Raw genomic sequence first — 17470 nt, forward strand, 5'->3', positions numbered from 1 at the left:
TCCTCAGGCATTTACGTGACCGCCAGTCTAGGTTTGCCCATCAGGATGATCTATGATTAAAACCCTTGATTTATTGACCGAAACCCCGAATATGCCAGCCGACAACGCATTCACCCTGTCCTCCGAGCTGATCAATGAGCTGCTGCGCAGCATGCGCCTGCGCGGCGTGCAGTACCGGCGCATCCAGGCCGGGCCGGTGTTCGGCATCAGCTTTGCGGCCAAGCCAGGCCATGCGTATTTCCATTTTCTGGCCGCCGGCTGCGCGACCCTGCGCCTGCACGACGGCAGCCTCTTTGAGTTGTCGGCCGGCAATGCGGTGTTTATCGCCCACGGTGGCGCCCATGCGCTGCTGTCCAACCCGGATGATCCCGTGCAGGACATCGCCAGCTTCGACGCTGCACCGCTGGGCGATACCGTGTGCGCGGTGAATGCCTCGCCCTTTGCTCCCTCCAGCACCCTGCTGTTCAGCGCCTGCATGGAGTTCGAGCTCGACAGCATCCAAGGCCTCGGCAACCTGATGCCGGCCTTGATGCTGATCGACGCCGGGGGCCAGCGTTACCCCGGCTTGATGCCGATCCTGGCGGTGATGGAACGCGAAGTCTCCAGCGCCCGCGTCGGTTATGCCGGCATCCTTGCGCGCCTGGCCGATGTGGTGGCGGCGATGATCGTGCGGGGCTGGGTCGAGTGCGCCTGCGCTAATGCGTCGGGCCTCGCGGCCGCGTTGCGCGACACCCGCCTGGCCGGCGCCCTGCTCGCCCTGCACCAGCAACCGGGACGCGACTGGAGCGTGGCCGAACTGGCGGCGCACTGTCATACCTCACGCTCGGTGTTCGCGGATCGTTTCCAGGCGACCCTGGGGGTACCGCCGCTGCGTTACGTGACCGAGCTGCGCATGCGCCTCGCCAGCCAGTGGCTGACCCTGGAGCGACTGCCCATCGAAGAAGTGGCATACCGCCTCGGCTACACCTCCCAGGCGGCCTTCAGTCGCGCCTACAAACGCATCACCGGGCAACCGCCGGGCGCCAGCCGCCAAGGCTTCAGGAGCCCGGCATGAGGACATCCTTGCCGACCGATTGGGCAGTGGGTGGAGACGTAACGGCCATTGCGCAGGATGACCGAGTAACCTTAATCTCTTGAGCCCATCACCCTGATAGCAATGGAGGCTTCATGAAACTGGTCGGCATGCTGGACTCGCCTTACGTACGCCGCGTGGCAATTTCCCTGGACCTGTACGGGGTGGATTTCGTGCATGAACCCTTGTCCGTGTTCCGCACCTTCAACGAATTTGCGCAGATCAACCCGGTGGTCAAGGCCCCTACCCTGGTGCTGGACGATGGCACGGTATTGATGGACTCCAGCTTGATCCTGGATTACCTCGAAGCCCTGGCCCCCGCTGACAGGAAGCTGCTGCCCCAACAACCGGCGGCACTGGCCAAGGACTTGCACGTTCTGGGACTGGCGCTGGCAGCCTGTGAGAAGAGCGTGCAGATCGTCTATGAACACAACCTGCGCCCGGCCGAGAAACTGCATGCACCGTGGCTTGAGCGCGTGACCGGCCAATTGCTCGCGGCCTATGGGTTGCTGGACAAGCAACTGGGCGACAGCGAAGCACTGACCCAGGCGTCGATTACGGCGGCGGTGGCGTGGTCGTTCAGCCAGTTCACCGTGGCGTCGGTGGTCAAGGCGGATGCGTTTCCCAACCTGCAACGGCATGCCGAAAGGCTGGAGCAGCATCCGGCGTTCAAGCGTTACCCCATCGAATAAGCGACACAGTTTCAAATGTGGGAGGGGGCTTGCTCCCGATGGCGGTGTGTCAGTCAGCAGATGTATTACTGAAAGACTGCTATCGGGTGCAAGCCCCCTCCCACATTGATTTGGGTTGCCTGAACTGACGTGTTCGGCTCAGACCCAGCCGCCATCCACAATAAAGTTCTGCGCCGAACACATCGCCGACGCATCGGAAGCAAGAAACAGCGCCATATTGGCGATGTGTTCCGGCAGTACGCTGCCGGGCAGGCACTGGCTGCGGCTGATCAGTTCCTTGGCGGCGTCATCCACCCACATGGCCAGCTGTTTTTCGGTCATCACCCAGCCCGGCACCAGCGTGTTCACACGGATACGGTTGGGCCCCAGCTCGCGTGCCAGCGCGCGGGTCATGCCGTGGGCGGCGGCCTTGCTGGCGGCGTACACCGGGTAGCCGGCGGAGGCCATCATCCAGCCGACGGAACCGAGGTTGATGATCGAGCCGCTGCCGGCACGTTTCATCATCGGCACCACGGCCTTGGCGGCAAAGAAGGCGTGCTTCAGGTTGACTGAGATCAGCTTGTCGAAGGTTTCCGAATCGACTTCTTCCAGGGTGTGGCGCACGTCATTGGCGGCGTTGTTCACCAGCACGGTGATCGGCCCCAGGGAATGCTCGAAGCGCCCTATCGCCGCCTTGTAGGCGATTTCATCGGTGATGTCGCAACACACGAACTCCACGGCATGCCCCTGGGAACTCAACAGCGCCGCCAGGCGTTCACCCTGGCTTTGCGCGCGGTCCACAAACCCGACCTTGGCACCCTGCACGGCGAAGGCCCGCACCATGAATTCGCCGATCCCCGAGGCGCCCCCGGAAATCAATACGGTCTTGCCCTTGAGGTCGGGATAAACGGCGTGTTCAGTACTCATAAAAGGATGCCTCGATCAATTAGTCTTATTTTATTTTACGAAACCGGGGTAAAAGGCTATAAATTCGCTGTCACAACGACAAAATATCGCTATTAGTAGAACTATTCCACTCAAAACAACAAAAGGAAGTTCGACCATGAAGCACCCTCGATACCTGCTGTCCGGCCTGGCGCTGTCCATGATGATCGCCAGCGGCGGCGCCCAGGCGGCCGGTCTGAGCAGCGAGCAAAAACCTTTCGGTAAAACCAACGACGGCACTGCCGTCGAACAGTACATCTTGCGCAACAGTCACGGCATGCAAGCCACGGTGATCACCTACGGCGGCGTGTTGCAATCGCTGAAAGTGCCGGACAAAAACGGCAAGGTCGACGATGTGGTGCTGGGCTTTGACGACGTGCAAGGCTATCAAAGCGGTACGGCGTTTTTCGGCGCAACCATCGGCCGCTTCGGCAATCGTCTGGCCGGCGGCGCCTTTGAACTCGACGGCAAGCGCTTCCAGGTGCCGCTCAACGACGGCCCCAACTCACTGCATGGCGGCGCCCAGGGCTTCGACAAGCAGGTGTGGAAGGCCGAGTCGGTCAAGGACAAGGACTCGGTCGGCGTGAAGCTGAGCTACCTGTCCAAGGACGGTGAGATGGGTTTTCCCGGTAACTTGAAAACCGAAGTCACCTACCGCCTCAACGACAAGAACGAACTGCACATCGACTACAAAGCCACCACCGACAAACCGACGGTGCTCAACCTCACCAACCACAGCTACTTCAACCTGGCCGGTGCGGGTAACGGCGACATCCTCAAGCAAGTCGCGACCTTGCATGCCAGCCATTACACCCCGGTGAACGCCACCTTGATTCCGACCGGCGAACTCGCACCGGTCAAGGGCACGCCGATGGACTTCCTCAAGCCCACCCCGATTGGGCAGCACATCAAGGAGGATCATCCGCAGCTCAAGTTTGCCGAGCCAAAACAGGGTGGGTTTGACTTCAACTGGGCGCTGGACACCAAAGGCGACGTCAAGCAACTGGCCGCCGAGGTGCATGACCCGGCGTCAGGCCGGCGCTTGCAGCTCTACACCAGCGAACCAGGGGTGCAGTTCTATACCAGCAACTTCCTGGATGGTTCGGTGAAGGGCAAAGGTGGCAAGACCTACCTGCACTGGAGTGGTTTCACCTTGGAGACCCAGCACTATCCGGATGCGCCTAACCAACCGACGTTTGCCTCGACTCGTTTGAATCCAGGGCAGACGTATACCCAGAACACCGTCTTCAAATTCACCGCCGATTAAAACCGCTTTACTGTGGGAGGGGGCTTGCCCCCGATTGCGGAGTGTCAGTCTGCATATTTGCTTCTGATACACCGCCATCGGGGGCAAGCCCCCTCCCACATTTTGAGCCTCACATGACAAGAAGTTCAGCGTTGTTTCATGCGGTCGATGACCACCGCCAGCAGCAGGATCGAACCGCGGATCACGTACTGGTAGAAGGTGTCGATGTTCTTCAGGTTCATCGCGTTCTCAATGATCGCCAAAATCAACACCCCGGCGATCACGTGGCGAATCATGCCGATGCCGCCACTCAGCGACACCCCGCCCAGCACGCAGGCAGAAATCACCGTCAGCTCGAAACCCTGGCCGATCATCGGTTGGCCCGAGGTCATGCGCGAGGCGAGGATCACCCCGGCCAATGCGCCGATCAGACCGTGCACGGCGAAGATCAGGATCTTGGTGCGGTCGACGTTCACCCCCGCCAGCAACGCCGCTTCCGGGTTGCCGCCGATGGCCATGGTGTTGCGCCCGTAGGTGGTGTAGTTGAGCAGCCAGCCGAAAAACAGGAAGCACACGATGGTGATCAGGATCGGCACCGGCACGCCGAACAACTGGCCATTGCCAAAGATAAAGAACTGATCCTGGGACACCCCTACCGCCTTGCCGTCGGCAAAGATATAGGCCAGGCCGCGCACGATCTGCATGGTCGCCAAGGTGGTGATCAACGCATTGACCCGCAGCTTGGCGATCACGATGCCGTTGATCAGCCCCACGACCAGGCCCATCAGCAGCGCCGCGCCGATGCCCAGCATGACGCTGTCGGTATCGCGCATCACAATCGCCGCCACCACGCCGGCGCAGGCAATCACCGAGCCTACCGACAAGTCGAAGTGCCCCGACGCCAGGCAGAACAGCATGGTGCAGGCGGCGATGCCCACCGTGGAGATCGCCAGGCCCAGCCCGCGCATGTTCAACGGCGAGAGGAAGTTATCGATGAGCAAGGCGCACAGGACAAAGATGCCCACCGCAGCCAACAGCATCGCCCAGTTGTCGAGCAGTGCGCGCATATCGAGGGGTTTGCGTGCCGTCGGCAGCGCGTTGTTTTGAGTCGTCATGGTCTTCTCTCAGTTCGCCAGGCCGCGCGGCAGGGCCAGTTGCAGCAGGTTGGATTCAGTCGCGTGTTCACGGGTTTGTTCGCCGCGCATCGCACCTTCGCACAGCACCAGGATGCGGTCGGAGATGCCCATCACTTCCATGAGGTCGCTGGACACCACGATCACCGCAATGCCCTGGGCCGCGAGGTTATGGATAATCTGGTAGATCTCGGCCTTGGCGCCGATGTCGATGCCACGCGTCGGCTCATCCAGCAGCAGCACCTTCATGGGCATCGACAGCCAGCGGCCAAGAATGGCTTTCTGCTGGTTGCCGCCGGACAGGTACATGATCTTTTGCGCGGCGGTCGGGGTTTTGACTTTCATTGCCTTGATCTGCTGGTCGGCATTGCCCTTCTCCCAGCCATCGCGCAGCAGCCAGCCGAACGAAGAGTGGGCTCCACGCGCGCTGATATTGATGTTCTCGGCGACACTGGACAGCGGAATGATGCCTTCCTTCTTGCGGTCTTCCGGGCACAGCAGCACACCGGCGGCGATGGCGTCGCGGGGTGAGCGCAGTTGCAGGGCCTCCCCGCATAACTCAAGGCTGCCGGCACTGGCGCGCTCCAAACCGCTGAGCAAACGGAACAACTCCGTGCGCCCTGCCCCCACCAAACCGAACAGGCCAAGGATTTCGCCTTTGCGCACCTCAAAACTGATCGGTTCACGCAAACCCGGGCCCAACAAACCGTCAACCTTGAGCGCCACCTCGCCGTGCTCGCGCGGGCGGTAGTCGTAGATGTTCTGGATGTCGCGACCGACCATGCAGGTCACCAGTTGGTCGTGGGTCAACGCACTCATGTCGTCAAAGGTACGCACGTAGCGGCCGTCCTTGAACACCGTGACCGCGTTGCAGATGCGGAACACCTCTTCCATGCGGTGCGAGACGTAGAGCACCACTTTGCCCTCGTCCCGCAGGCGCGTGATGATCGCCATCAACCGGTCGATCTCCCGCGCCGACAGGCTGCTGGTCGGTTCGTCGAAGGCGATCACATGGGCGCCACGGGACAGCGCCTTGGCGATTTCCACCAGTTGGCGCTGGCCCAGGGACAGGCGGCCGAGTTTTTCCTCGGGGTCGATTTCATCCGCCAGGCCCTTGAGACAAGCCAGGGCCTGCTTGCGCAGCAGGCCCCGGTTGACCACGCCGAAGCGCGATGGCAAATGCCCGAGGAACAGGTTTTCGGCGACGGTCATTTCCGGCACCAGGTGCAGCTCCTGGTGAATCACCGCCACGCCGCTGGCGATGCTGTCGGCGGCGCATTTGAACGCCATGGTCTGCGCGCCGATCTGCACGCTGCCGCTGCTGGGGATATAGGCACCGCCCAATATCTTCAGCAGCGTCGACTTGCCCGCACCGTTCTCGCCCATCAGAGCGTGCACCTGCCCCGGATGGGCGGTGAAGCTGATGCCGTCCAGCGCCTTGACCCCGGGAAAGGTTTTGCCGATAGCGTCAAAACGCAGGGCCGCAGCGGTCATTTCCACAGCCCGATCTTGGTCAGCTCTTCCTGGAAGTTGGCGCGGGTGATCAAGGTCACTTCATCCATGGCCGTGTATTTAGGCGGCTCAGTGCCCTTGGTGACCCACTCGTACATCATCAGCGCAGTGTTGTAGCCCTCGATGTGCGGGCTTGGCAGCATCGAGCCGAAGAAGCCGCTGTTGGCTTTCTTCAATTCGCCGATGGCGTCGGTGCCATTGATGCCGATACCGATCACATTGGCCGCCGCGAAGCCGGCGCTTTCGGTGGCGCGCACGCCGCCGAGCACGGTGTTGTCGTTCATGCCGCCGATGATCAGGTTTTTCGCGCCGCTGGGCAGCTTGACCAGGGCCGAGTTGGTGGCGTCCATGCTGCCGGGAACGTCGAGGGTTTTCAGCGCGGCGGTGAGGATATGGTCCTTGGGAATGCCGGCTTCTTCGAGGGATTTGATCGAGCCGTCGGTGCGTTTCTTGCCGGTGTCGAGTTCATTGAAGGTGTTGATCACCGCGTAGGTGTCCTTCCAGTCCCAACCGCGTTTTTTCGCTTCGGCAGCCATGGCCGCGCCTTGTTTCTGGCCGACTTCAAACGCGGCCATGCCCAGGTACGGCACGTCCTCCATGAAGTTGCCCTTGGCGTCGACAAAGCGGTCATCCACGGCAATCACTTTCAAACCGTTGGCCTTGGCCTTGGCGACAATGGCCGGGCCCAGGGACACATCCGGCGGGCAGATCACAAAGCCCTTGGCGCCGTTGGCGGCCAGGCTGTCGATGGCCGAGAGGGTTTTCTCGCCATCGGGCACGGCGATCTTGATCACGGTAAAGCCATGTTCCTTGCCGGCTTTTTCGGCAAAGGCCCATTCGGTCTGGAACCACGGTTCCTCGGCCTGCTTGACCAGGAAACCGATTTTCACTTCTTCAGCGGCCAGCAACAGCCCGCTCAAGCTCATGGCCGAGACCGCCACAGCGGCGCAGCACAGGGAACGGATACCACGACGACGATTCATACGGGTGACTCCTTGTTGTTGTTTTTAGGCATTAACCGGCAAAGCGATGGCAAGGCATGCCGGGTACATCGACTTCGATGGCCAGCACCGCGCCGTCCAAAGGGTGATCCAATGGACTGGCGGCGCTGGTGATATACAAGGTGGTGAGGTGGGGGCCACCGAATACGCAACTGGTGGGGCGACTCACGGGCAACTCGATAATGCGGTCCACCTCCCCCTCGGGCGTCAGGCGCAGCAGGCAACTGCCGTCCCAACGGGCGTTCCAGAGGTAGCCTTGACTGTCCATGGCCGAGCCATCCGGCCCGCCGCGCGCGTGCGGGCCGAACCACACGGTTGGCGGCTGGAGTTGACCGTCGGCCTGGATCGAATACTGGTAGAGCGTGGCGTCCAGGCTGTCACCGAAATGCACCTGGCGGCCGTCCTCGCTCCACAGCAAGGTGTTGGGAATGCCCAGGCCGTGGAGCAACGGCGTGACCTGTGCATCCGCATCGATGCGAAACAGGCCGCCGGAGCGCCGCGTGATCGGCAGGTCTTCGCCGTGTTCGCCGATGTTGTTCTGCATGGTGCCCAGCCACAGGCGGCCCTGGGCATCGCAGCGTGCTTCATTGCCACGGTTGCCCGGCTGCGGGTCGGCCACGCAGAGCAGGGTGAGGGCTTCGGTGGCCAGGTCCAGGCGGTAGACACCGCTGCTCAAGGTCACCAGCGCATCACCGCTTTCACACGGGATAAACGCCGAAACGTGCTCGGGCAACTGCCAGATCTGCAACTGCCCGCCCATCAGGCGCAGGGCCTGTTTGCCGGCGATATTGACCCAGTACAGCGCCTGGGTCGGCACATCCCAGAACGGGCCTTCCCCCAGTTGCGCACGATGCTCAGTGACAGCGGTACACGACATGACGCCTCCTGATGAGTGTTTACAGCGAGTCGCGGGATGGCGTGCCATCCACCAGGCGCTGGATGCGCAACGGGTTGGCGTTTTTCAACGCGTCGGGCAGCAAGCTGTCAGGGTAGTTCTGGAAGCACACCGGACGCAGGAAACGGTCGATGGCCAAGGTGCCGACCGAGGTGCCACGGGCATCCGACGTCGCCGGATACGGGCCGCCATGCACCATCGAGTCGCAGACTTCGACGCCGGTCGGGTAGCCGTTGAGCAGGATGCGCCCGACTTTCTGTTCCAGCAGCGGCGTAAGTTCGGCGAACTCTTGAAAGTCTGCCGGTTCGCCAATGATCGTCGCGGTGAGCTGTCCGTGCAGGCCGTGCAAGGCGGCGCTGAGTTGGGCTTGATCAGCAACTTCGACAAACACCGTGGTAGGGCCGAAGACTTCTTCCTGCAGCACTTCATCGCCCTCGATCAGCAAGCGTACATCCGCCTTGAACAGCTGCGGTTGCGCCTGATTGCCCGCCTGGGTGCTACCGGCCAAATGCTGAATGCCCGAGTGAGCCAGGAGTTTTTCCAGGCCTTTGCCGTAGCTGCTCAGGGTGCCGGCATTGAGCATGGTTTGCGCCGGTTGCTCGCCGATCAGTTGGGCGACCTGTTGGGTAAACGCGGTGAACTGCGGCGACGCGATACCGATCACCAGGCCAGGGTTGGTGCAGAACTGGCCGCAGCCTTGCACCACCGACGCGGTCAGATCCCGTGCGACGGTTTCCGCTCGCGCTTGCAGGGCCTGGGGCAGCACGATCACCGGGTTGATGCTCGACATCTCGGCAAACACCGGGATCGGCTGCGGGCGTGCCGCGGCCATGTCGCACAAGGCGCGACCGCCCTTGAGCGAGCCGGTAAAGCCCACCGCCTGGATCGCCGGGTGCTTGACCAGCGCCTCGCCGACGCCGCCACCAAAGATCATATTGAACACACCCGCCGGCATCTCGGTCGCTTCTGCCGCGCGAATGATTGCACTGGCCACCTGTTCAGCCGTGGCCATATGCCCGCTGTGAGCCTTGAACACCACCGGGCAACCGGCCGCCAGCGCCGCTGCGGTATCGCCGCCTGCGGTGGAAAACGCCAGGGGGAAGTTGCTCGCGCCAAACACGGCCACCGGGCCCAGGCCGATGCGGTATTGGCGCAGGTCCGGGCGTGGCAGCGGCTGGCGATCGGGTAACGCCTTGTCGATGCGCGCGCCGTAGAAATCACCGCGACGCAGCACCGTGGCGAACAGGCGCATCTGGCCGCTGGTACGCCCACGCTCGCCTTTGATACGTGCGGCGGGCAGCGCGGTTTCACGGCAGACCAGCTCGATGAAGTTATCGCTCAGGGCATCCAGCTCGTCGGCTATTGCGTCCAGGAACTGCGCACGGCGCGCGGCACTCAACGCACGGTAAGCCGGATACGCCGCGGCGGCGGCCTTGGCGGCGGCATCGACCTCTTCCGGCGTGGCCTGGTAGAAATCCTGCGGCAAGGTCTCGCCCGTGCTGGCATCGACGCTCTGCAGCTTGATGCTGCCGTTGGCGCTGCGCTGGCCGCCGATGAAGTTGTGGCCAAGGAACTGGGTCATGTTGATCTCCTTAAAGGGGGGTGACTTGGCCGGGTTCAAATGCCGCATCGCTGCTGCCGACGCCATTGACCAACGGCGCGCCGAACTCGGCCTGGCTGATCTCGAACACATCGCCCGGTTGGGTACGTATACCATCGGCGAATGACAGCGTGGCGGTGCCGAAGAAGTGAATGTGCACATCGCCCGGCTTGAGGAACTGGCGGTATTTGAAGTGGTGGTACTCGAGGTTTTCCAGGCTGTGGCACATATTGGCCTCGCCACTGAGGAATTCGTTCCGCCAGATTTCCTCGCCGTTACGCAGGATGCGGCTGGTGCCGGCCAGGTGCTGGGGCAACTCGCCCACGCGCAGCTCGGGACCGTAGCTGCAACTGCGCAGCTTGGAATGGGCCAGGTACAGGTAGTTCTTGCGCTCCATGATGTGGTCGGAGAACTCGTTGCCCACTGCAAAACCCAGGCGATAGGGCTTGCTGTCCGGGCCGATCACATACAGGCCGCCGATTTCCGGTTCTTCACCGGCGTCTTCGGCAAACGGTGGCACCGGGAAGGCTTCGCCTGGGCGCACGACGATGCTGCCGTCGCCCTTGTAGAACCATTCCGGTTGTACGCCGGCCTGGCCGGCAGCGGGCTTGCCGCCCTCCACGCCCCATTTGAAGATGCGCATGGTGTCGGTCAAGGTGCTCTCATCGCCGGCCTGCTGGTGCATTTTGTCCCGCGCCGAGGCGCTGCCCAGGTGGGTCAGGCCGGTACCGCTGATGAGCATATGGGCCGGGTCCGGGTGATCCAACGGCGGCAAAATCTTCAGGTCGGCCAGCAGCGTGGCGTAGTCATGGCTGTCGCCCAGGCCCAGGCTCTCGACCTGCTGCTGCAACTTGACGCCCGCCTCGATGGCAGCCAGCGCCAGTTCGCGCACGCTGCGCGCGGTAAGTACTTCGCGCACTGTGTCGCCTTCTACAACGCCGACCCGGCGTTCACCGTTGCTTGACTCGAACTGAACTAAACGCATGAAACTTCTCCCAGATTAAGTACGTGTGGCGCCACGGGCGCTGGCGGCGAATTGATCGGCGGGCAGTACGTGCTTGCGCTCCAGCACGCGGTAGACCACGCCGGTCAAGACCAGCCCGAACACCATGACCGCGGACAGGAAGTACAAGCCCGAGGCGAGGTTGCCGGTGTATTCCTTGAGCGCACCGATCACGAACGGACCGATATAGCCACCGAGGTTGCCCACCGAGTTGATCAAGGCAATGCCCGCCGCCGCACTGGCGCCGGCAAAGAAGCGCCCCGGCAAGGTCCAGAACACTGCGGTGCAGGAAAACAGCGCAAACGCCGCCAGGCACAGCGCGGCCATTTGCAGCACCGGCACACTCAGCCAGGCACTGAAGAACAGGCCGATGGCGCCCAGCACATAAAGCACGGCGAGGTGGCCGTAGCGATCATTCAGGCGGTCGGAACTGCGCGGGATGATCAGCAGGCCGATGATGCCGAAGATGTACGGCACCGCGGAGATAAAGCCGGTGACCAGGTCGGTGCCGCCGAACTGCTTGATCAGGGTCGGCAACCACAGGCCCAGGCCATAGATGCTCAGGGTCACCGGCAGGTAGAACAGCGCCAGCAGTAACACGCGTTTGTCCTTGAGGGCATGCAGCGGGTTGCCGTGGCGGGTCTGGCCGTAGGCTTGCAGGTCTTTGTCCAGCTCACCGGTGAGCCAGGCCTTTTCGTCGTCGCTCATCCATTTGACCTGCTTGGGGCCATCCGGCAGGTAGCGCAGCACCGGCCAGGTGAGCAGGATCGCCGGGGTGCCGATCACGATGAACAGCCACTGCCAGCCATGCAGGCCGAGAATGCCGTCCATGCCCAGCAGGCCGCCGGACACGGGGCCGGTGATCATCATCGCAATCGGTTGGGAGAGGATGAACAGCCCGAGGATCTTGCCGCGATGGCGCACCGGGAACCATTGGGTGATGTAGTACAGGACGCCGGGAAAGAATCCGGCTTCGGCCGCGCCGAGCAGGAAGCGCATCACATAGAAGCTATGCGGCCCTTGCACGAAGGCCATGCCGATAGTGATCGCGCCCCAGGTGATCATGATCCGCGCGAACCAACGCCGTGCGCCGAAGCGGTCGAGCATCAGGTTGCTGGGGATCTCGAAAAGGAAGTAGCCAATGAAGAACAATCCCGCGCCCAGGCCATAGGCCGCATCGCCGATACCGACGTCGGCGCCCATGTGCAGCTTGGCAAAACCCACGGCGGAGCGGTCCACGTAGGCGATCAGGTACAGCAGGATCAGGAAGGGAATCAGTTTCAGCGTGATGCGCCGAATAAGCCGCAGTTCCTGGCTCATGGGGTCGATCTCCGATTGTTGTTCTTATAGAAGCTCGGGGGACGCCTCTCGCGAAAATCCGCCAGGGTCATACCTCAGTTAAGCCAGACTATATAGTAGGACTATTTACAAAACAACTCTTCCAAAGCATCGATTTTGCGCTTATGTTTAAGCACACATAGAACATATAGTCATACAATAAGAGAATCGATCATGTCTGATAAAAAGCCCGGCCTACGCTCCGCCCAGTGGTTTGGTACCGCCGACAAAAACGGCTTTATGTACCGCAGCTGGATGAAGAACCAGGGCATTGCCGACCATCAGTTTCATGGCAAGCCGATCATCGGTATCTGCAATACCTGGTCGGAGCTGACCCCGTGCAACGCGCATTTCCGCCAGATCGCCGAGCACGTCAAACGTGGCGTGATCGAGGCCGGTGGCTTCCCGGTGGAATTCCCGGTGTTCTCCAACGGCGAATCCAACCTGCGCCCCACCGCCATGCTCACCCGCAACCTGGCGAGCATGGACGTGGAGGAAGCCATTCGCGGCAACCCGATTGACGGTGTGGTGCTGCTGACCGGCTGCGACAAGACCACCCCGGCCCTGCTGATGGGCGCCGCCAGTTGCGACGTACCGGCCATCGTGGTCACCGGCGGGCCGATGCTCAACGGCAAGCACAAGGGCCAGGACATCGGCTCGGGCACCGTGGTGTGGCAGCTCAGTGAACAGGTCAAGGCCGGCACCATTACCCTGGATGATTTCCTCGCGGCCGAAGGCGGCATGTCGCGTTCGGCGGGCACCTGCAACACCATGGGCACCGCGTCGACCATGGCCTGCATGGCCGAGGCACTGGGCACTTCCCTGCCCCACAACGCGGCGATCCCGGCAGTGGATGCGCGCCGTTATGTGTTGGCCCATATGTCCGGCATGCGTGCGGTGGAGATGGTGCGCGAAGACTTGAAGCTGTCGAAGATCCTCACCAAGGAAGCGTTTGAAAACGCCATCCGCGTGAACGCCGCCATCGGTGGTTCGACCAACGCCGTGATCCACTTGAAAGCCATCGCCGGGCGCATCGGCGTCGAGCTCGACCTGGACGACTGGACCCGCATCGGTCGCGGCATGCCGACCATCGTCGACCTGCAACCGTCCGGGCGCTTCCTGATGGAAGAGTTCTACTACGCCGGTGGCCTGCCCGCCGTGCTGCGTCGCCTCGGTGAAGCCAACCTGATCCCGCACCCGAATGCCCTGACCGTCAACGGCAAGACCCTGGGCGAGAACACCAAGGACTCGCCGATCTACGGCCAGGACGAAGTGATCCGCACCCTCGACAACCCGATCCGCGCCGACGGTGGCATCTGCGTGCTGCGCGGCAACCTGGCGCCACTCGGTGCGGTGCTCAAGCCGTCGGCCGCCAGCGCCGAGCTGATGCAGCATCGCGGCCGCGCGGTGGTGTTCGAGAACTTCGACATGTACAAGGCGCGCATCAACGACCCGGAACTGGACGTGGACGCCAACTCGATCCTGGTCATGAAAAACTGCGGGCCCAAGGGTTACCCAGGCATGGCCGAAGTCGGCAACATGGGCTTGCCGGCCAAACTGCTGGCCCAGGGCGTGACCGATATGGTGCGGATCTCCGACGCGCGCATGAGCGGCACCGCCTACGGCACGGTTGTGTTGCATGTGGCGCCGGAAGCCGCGGCCGGCGGACCGTTGGCCACGGTGAAGGAAGGTGACTGGATCGAACTCGACTGCGCCAACGGCCGCCTGCACCTGGACATCCCCGACGCAGAGCTGGCGGCGCGCATGGCCGACCTGAAGCCGCCGCAGAACCTGATCGTCGGCGGCTACCGCCAGTTGTACATCGACCATGTGCTGCAGGCCGACCAGGGTTGCGACTTTGACTTCCTGGTGGGTTGCCGTGGGGCTGAAGTCCCCCGGCATTCCCACTAATTGGGATGCTATGATGCCGCGAATTTAAGTCAGAGCATCCCTGTCGTTATGGATCACCAGCCGCCCAAGCCGCGCAAGAGCATGCATGCCCAGATCGTTCAGGACTTGGGCATGCACATCGTTTCAGGTCGCTTCAAGCCCGAAGAACGGCTGCCCATGGAGGCCACGCTCTGCGAGGAGTACAAGGTCAGTCGTTCGGTGTTGCGCGAGGCGACCCGGGTGCTCAGCGCCAAGGGCCTGGTGTATTCCAAGCCACGGGTGGGCGCGGTGGTGCGGCCGCGCTTGAAATGGCACCTGCTCGACCCGGACGTGTTGTCCTGGTTGATGCAGTCCACGCCCCACAGTGAATTTTTCAATACCTTGGCCGGTGTGCGGCGCATCCTCGAGCCGGAGATTGCCGCCATGGCGGCGACCACCGCCACCGATGAAGACATCGCCACCATCGAAAAAGCCTACCAGGGCATGGAAACCGCGCAGACCCACGAACAGCTGTTGCAGGCCGACCTGGACTTCCACCGCGCCATCGCCGACGCCACCCGCAACGACCTGCTCGCCTATATGTGCAACATGCTGTCGTTGCCGCTGCGCGAGTCGATCAACATCACCAACCGCCGCCCGGACATCCAGGGCCTGAGCCTGCCCCGGCACAAGGCGATCCTCACCGCGATCCAGAACCGCGACGCCCTCGGCGCCCGGCATGCGTCGCTGGTGCAGCTGGATGACACGCGGGTGGCGTTGGATACGGTGATGAATGTGCTCACGCCGTTGTAATGTAAACGCAATTAAATGTGGGAGGGGGCTTGCCCCCGATAGCGGTGGTTCAGTCACAGCAACATCGACTGGTCTACCGCTATCGGGGGCAAGCCCCCTCCCACATTGAAACTGTGCAGGCCGTTAGAGGGTGTAGGCGATGCCTACCTGCACCGTGCGCGGTTCGCCTGGGTAGGCGTATACGTTGCCAAACGCACCTTCTTCATAGTCGCGATTGAACAGGTTCTTCACATCCAGGTTCAGCCGCACCTTGTCGTTGACCTTGTAGTAGCTGAGCAGGTCGACCACGGTGTAGGCGTCCATCGAGAAGGCATTGTTGGAAGTCTGCCCGGCCCGCTCATCCACATACTTGCCACCCGCGCCCAGGCCCAGGCCCTTGAGGGCGCCGTCCTGGAATTCGTAGACGTTGAGCAGGCTGAAGCTATTTCGCGGGATGTTCAGCAAACGCGTGCCGGTGCGCAGGGTGTTGTCCTTGGTCACTTCGGCGTCCACGTAGGCATAGCCGCCGATCACACGCCACTCGGGGGTGATATTGCCCGCCACGTTCAAGTCGAAACCACGGCTGCGCACCTGGCCGGCAGCGACACTGAAGGTTGAGTCGAGAGGGTCGGTGGTGAGCACGTTTTTCTTCTCGATCTGGTAGATCGCGGCGTCGACGCTGAGTTGACGGTCCAGAGCTTCCCACTTGATGCCCATCTCGTAGGATTTGCCTTTCTCCGGTTCAAAACCACCGCCCTGGCGACTGGCGCCGGTGTTGGGCTTGAACGAACGCGCGGCGTCAGCGTAGACCGCGACGGTGTCGGTGAGGTCGTAGATCACGCCGACGCGTGGGGTGACGGCGTTGTCGCTGGCTTCCCAGCTTTTACCGCCCGGCACGTAGGTGTGGTAGTCGTGTTCAAAGCGCTCGAAGCGTGCGCCGGCAAGGACTTTCAAACGCTCGGTCAGGGCCACCTGGTCCTGGACAAAAGCAGCGTAGGTCTTGAGGTTTTCCTTGTCGTGGGTCGGCGTGCGCGTGAGGTTCGGGCGCGCCTGGCCGTAGACCGGGTTGAAGATGTCGATGGGATAGCTACCCGCCAAACCGCTGGAACGCTGGATAATCGACTTGTAGTCGTAGTCTTCGAACTCGACGCCGGTAAGCAAGGTGTGGTCGAAACCGCCGGTGGAGAAATGCCCGGTGAGGTTGAGCTGGGTGTCTTTATCGGTCCACTCCAGTTTGCGGTAGTTGAAGTTGCGGCTCAGGGTGCGACCGTCGGCGCCCAGGCTGTTGGCTTCAATGGCATTGCCTTGCAAGGTGCCGTCCAGCCACTGGAAACCACCGCCCAGGGTCCAGCTGTCATTGAGCAGGTGCTCGAAACGCAGCTGGGCCATGCTGTTGTCGTTGTGCAGTTTACCGACGTCTTTTTCACCCCAGAAGGTGTCGCGCGAGGCGGTGCCTTTTTGATTGGGGTAGCGCGTCAGGCCACGGTCCAGCGGGTGGTTGTTGCGCATGAAATCGCCTTCGAAGATCACCTTGGTGTCATCGCTGGCCTGCCAGGTGATCACCGGCGTCACGCCGTAGCGTTCGGTTTCGACATGATCACGGAAGGTGTCACCGCCCTCGCCCACCACGTTCAGGCGATAGGCCAGGCGACCTTGTTCGTCCAGCGGGCCGGAAGCGTCAAGGGTGGCGCGCTGCATGCCTTGGTCATCCAGTTGGCTGCCGAGGGTCACGGTCGGCTCGGCCAGCGGTTGCTTGGACACCACGTTGAAGGTGCCGCCGGGATCGCCACGGCCATACAGCATGGTTGCCGGACCGCGCAGCACTTCGAGGCGTTCGATGGTGTTGGCATCCGGCATGTTCGGGTAGCCACGGTTGATCGGGAAACCGTTGCGGTAGAACTCGCCGGTGGTGAAGCCACGTACGGTGAAGGTGGTGAGCCCCTGCCCACCGAAATTGTTGGCGCGGCCCACGCCGCCGGCGTAGTCCAGTGCGTCCTGCAAGCGGGTGGCGCCGATATCTTCGACCACATCCTTGGACACGACGCTGATGGACTGCGGGGTTTCATGAATCGAGGTGTCGGTGCGCGTCGCACTCGCCGAACGTGTGGCGTGGTAGCCCTTGACCGGCCCTTGCGCCGTCTCGTAGTCCGCCTCGCCCGTGACATTGGTGGCCTGCAGCTCAAGACTGGCCTTGTCGGCAGGGACAACCTCTGCCCAGGTAAAAGGCGAAAACGCCTGAAGCACACAGAGGGAAATCAAGGTACGACGCATGGATGTTGAACCTAGTGAAAGAGCCAGAAGGGGCGGCAAACCTGCCAAGAATTCGCGGCGCATGATATATCAATGAATTCTCGTTTGATATCTATTCTCATTCGTTGTTTTTTGAGTATCCG

The 17470-nt window shown here is 62.1% G+C and carries 14 protein-coding genes; 5 read left to right on the top strand and 9 right to left on the bottom strand.

The genetic code is table 11. From position 1 onward, the window contains the following. Positions 1–91: 91 nt before the first annotated feature. Both HCF10_RS03585 and HCF10_RS03590 read left to right on the top strand, forming a co-directional pair. A complete protein-coding gene (locus HCF10_RS03585; protein ID WP_131700768.1) occupies positions 92–1054 on the top strand; it encodes an AraC family transcriptional regulator in 963 nt (320 codons plus the stop codon). Positions 1055–1167: 113 nt separating this feature from the next. Continuing rightward, on the top strand, positions 1168–1764 hold the full coding sequence (locus tag HCF10_RS03590) for a glutathione S-transferase family protein (RefSeq protein WP_131700752.1): 597 nt from the start codon (positions 1168–1170) through the stop codon (positions 1762–1764). A 138-nt stretch (positions 1765–1902) separates the two neighbouring features. Here the strand turns inward: HCF10_RS03590 and HCF10_RS03595 are convergent, their stop codons facing one another. Then, positions 1903–2670, bottom strand: coding sequence for an SDR family NAD(P)-dependent oxidoreductase (locus tag HCF10_RS03595; RefSeq protein ID WP_131700751.1), 768 nt, complete (start codon positions 2668–2670; stop codon positions 1903–1905). 136 nt (positions 2671–2806) lie between these two features. Here HCF10_RS03595 and HCF10_RS03600 point away from each other — a divergent pair, with 136 nt between their 5' ends. Then, entirely contained in the window at positions 2807–3955 is a 1149-nt protein-coding gene (locus tag HCF10_RS03600) for an aldose epimerase family protein (protein WP_131700750.1), read from the top strand. 125 nt (positions 3956–4080) lie between these two features. Here the strand turns inward: HCF10_RS03600 and araH are convergent, their stop codons facing one another. From araH to HCF10_RS03635, 7 genes are read right to left on the bottom strand one after another with little or no spacing between them, the layout of a single operon-like run. Continuing rightward, positions 4081–5049: an L-arabinose ABC transporter permease AraH gene (araH, locus tag HCF10_RS03605; protein ID WP_131700749.1), complete on the bottom strand. Its 969-nt coding sequence runs from the start codon at positions 5047–5049 to the stop codon at positions 4081–4083. Positions 5050–5058: 9 nt separating this feature from the next. Next, on the bottom strand, positions 5059–6561 hold the full coding sequence (araG, locus tag HCF10_RS03610; RefSeq protein ID WP_167654891.1) for an L-arabinose ABC transporter ATP-binding protein AraG: 1503 nt from the start codon (positions 6559–6561) through the stop codon (positions 5059–5061). After that, complete coding sequence (locus tag HCF10_RS03615) at positions 6558–7562, bottom strand: substrate-binding domain-containing protein (protein ID WP_090405878.1); 1005 nt, start codon at positions 7560–7562, stop codon at positions 6558–6560. Before HCF10_RS03615 ends, araG begins: the two co-directional genes overlap by 4 nt. A gap of 31 nt (positions 7563–7593) precedes the next feature. Further along, positions 7594–8457, bottom strand: coding sequence for an SMP-30/gluconolactonase/LRE family protein (locus HCF10_RS03620; protein WP_167654892.1), 864 nt, complete (start codon positions 8455–8457; stop codon positions 7594–7596). A gap of 19 nt (positions 8458–8476) precedes the next feature. Beyond that, the gene (locus HCF10_RS03625; RefSeq protein ID WP_167654893.1) at positions 8477–10057 is read right to left on the bottom strand and encodes an aldehyde dehydrogenase (NADP(+)); all 1581 of its coding nucleotides are present in this window, start codon (positions 10055–10057) and stop codon (positions 8477–8479) included. A gap of 10 nt (positions 10058–10067) precedes the next feature. Beyond that, on the bottom strand, positions 10068–11060 hold the full coding sequence (gene araD1 / locus HCF10_RS03630; RefSeq protein ID WP_167654894.1) for an AraD1 family protein: 993 nt from the start codon (positions 11058–11060) through the stop codon (positions 10068–10070). Positions 11061–11075: 15 nt separating this feature from the next. Then, positions 11076–12398, bottom strand: coding sequence for an MFS transporter (locus HCF10_RS03635; RefSeq protein ID WP_131698749.1), 1323 nt, complete (start codon positions 12396–12398; stop codon positions 11076–11078). Between the two features lie 192 nt (positions 12399–12590). On the opposite strand from HCF10_RS03635, the gene HCF10_RS03640 reads away from it, so the two are divergent. Both HCF10_RS03640 and HCF10_RS03645 read left to right on the top strand, forming a co-directional pair. Continuing rightward, positions 12591–14327: an IlvD/Edd family dehydratase gene (locus HCF10_RS03640; RefSeq protein ID WP_027603618.1), complete on the top strand. Its 1737-nt coding sequence runs from the start codon at positions 12591–12593 to the stop codon at positions 14325–14327. 48 nt (positions 14328–14375) lie between these two features. Beyond that, positions 14376–15098 carry a FadR/GntR family transcriptional regulator gene (locus tag HCF10_RS03645; RefSeq protein ID WP_065926379.1) on the top strand — a complete coding sequence of 241 codons (723 nt, stop codon included), beginning with the start codon at positions 14376–14378 and terminating at the stop codon, positions 15096–15098. Between the two features lie 123 nt (positions 15099–15221). On the opposite strand, the gene HCF10_RS03650 is transcribed toward HCF10_RS03645, so the two are convergent. Then, complete coding sequence (locus HCF10_RS03650) at positions 15222–17348, bottom strand: TonB-dependent siderophore receptor (RefSeq protein WP_167654895.1); 2127 nt, start codon at positions 17346–17348, stop codon at positions 15222–15224. Positions 17349–17470 lie beyond the last annotated feature (122 nt).

The organism is Pseudomonas sp. B14(2022) (genome assembly GCF_012030485.1).
Lineage (GTDB): Bacteria > Pseudomonadota > Gammaproteobacteria > Pseudomonadales > Pseudomonadaceae > Aquipseudomonas.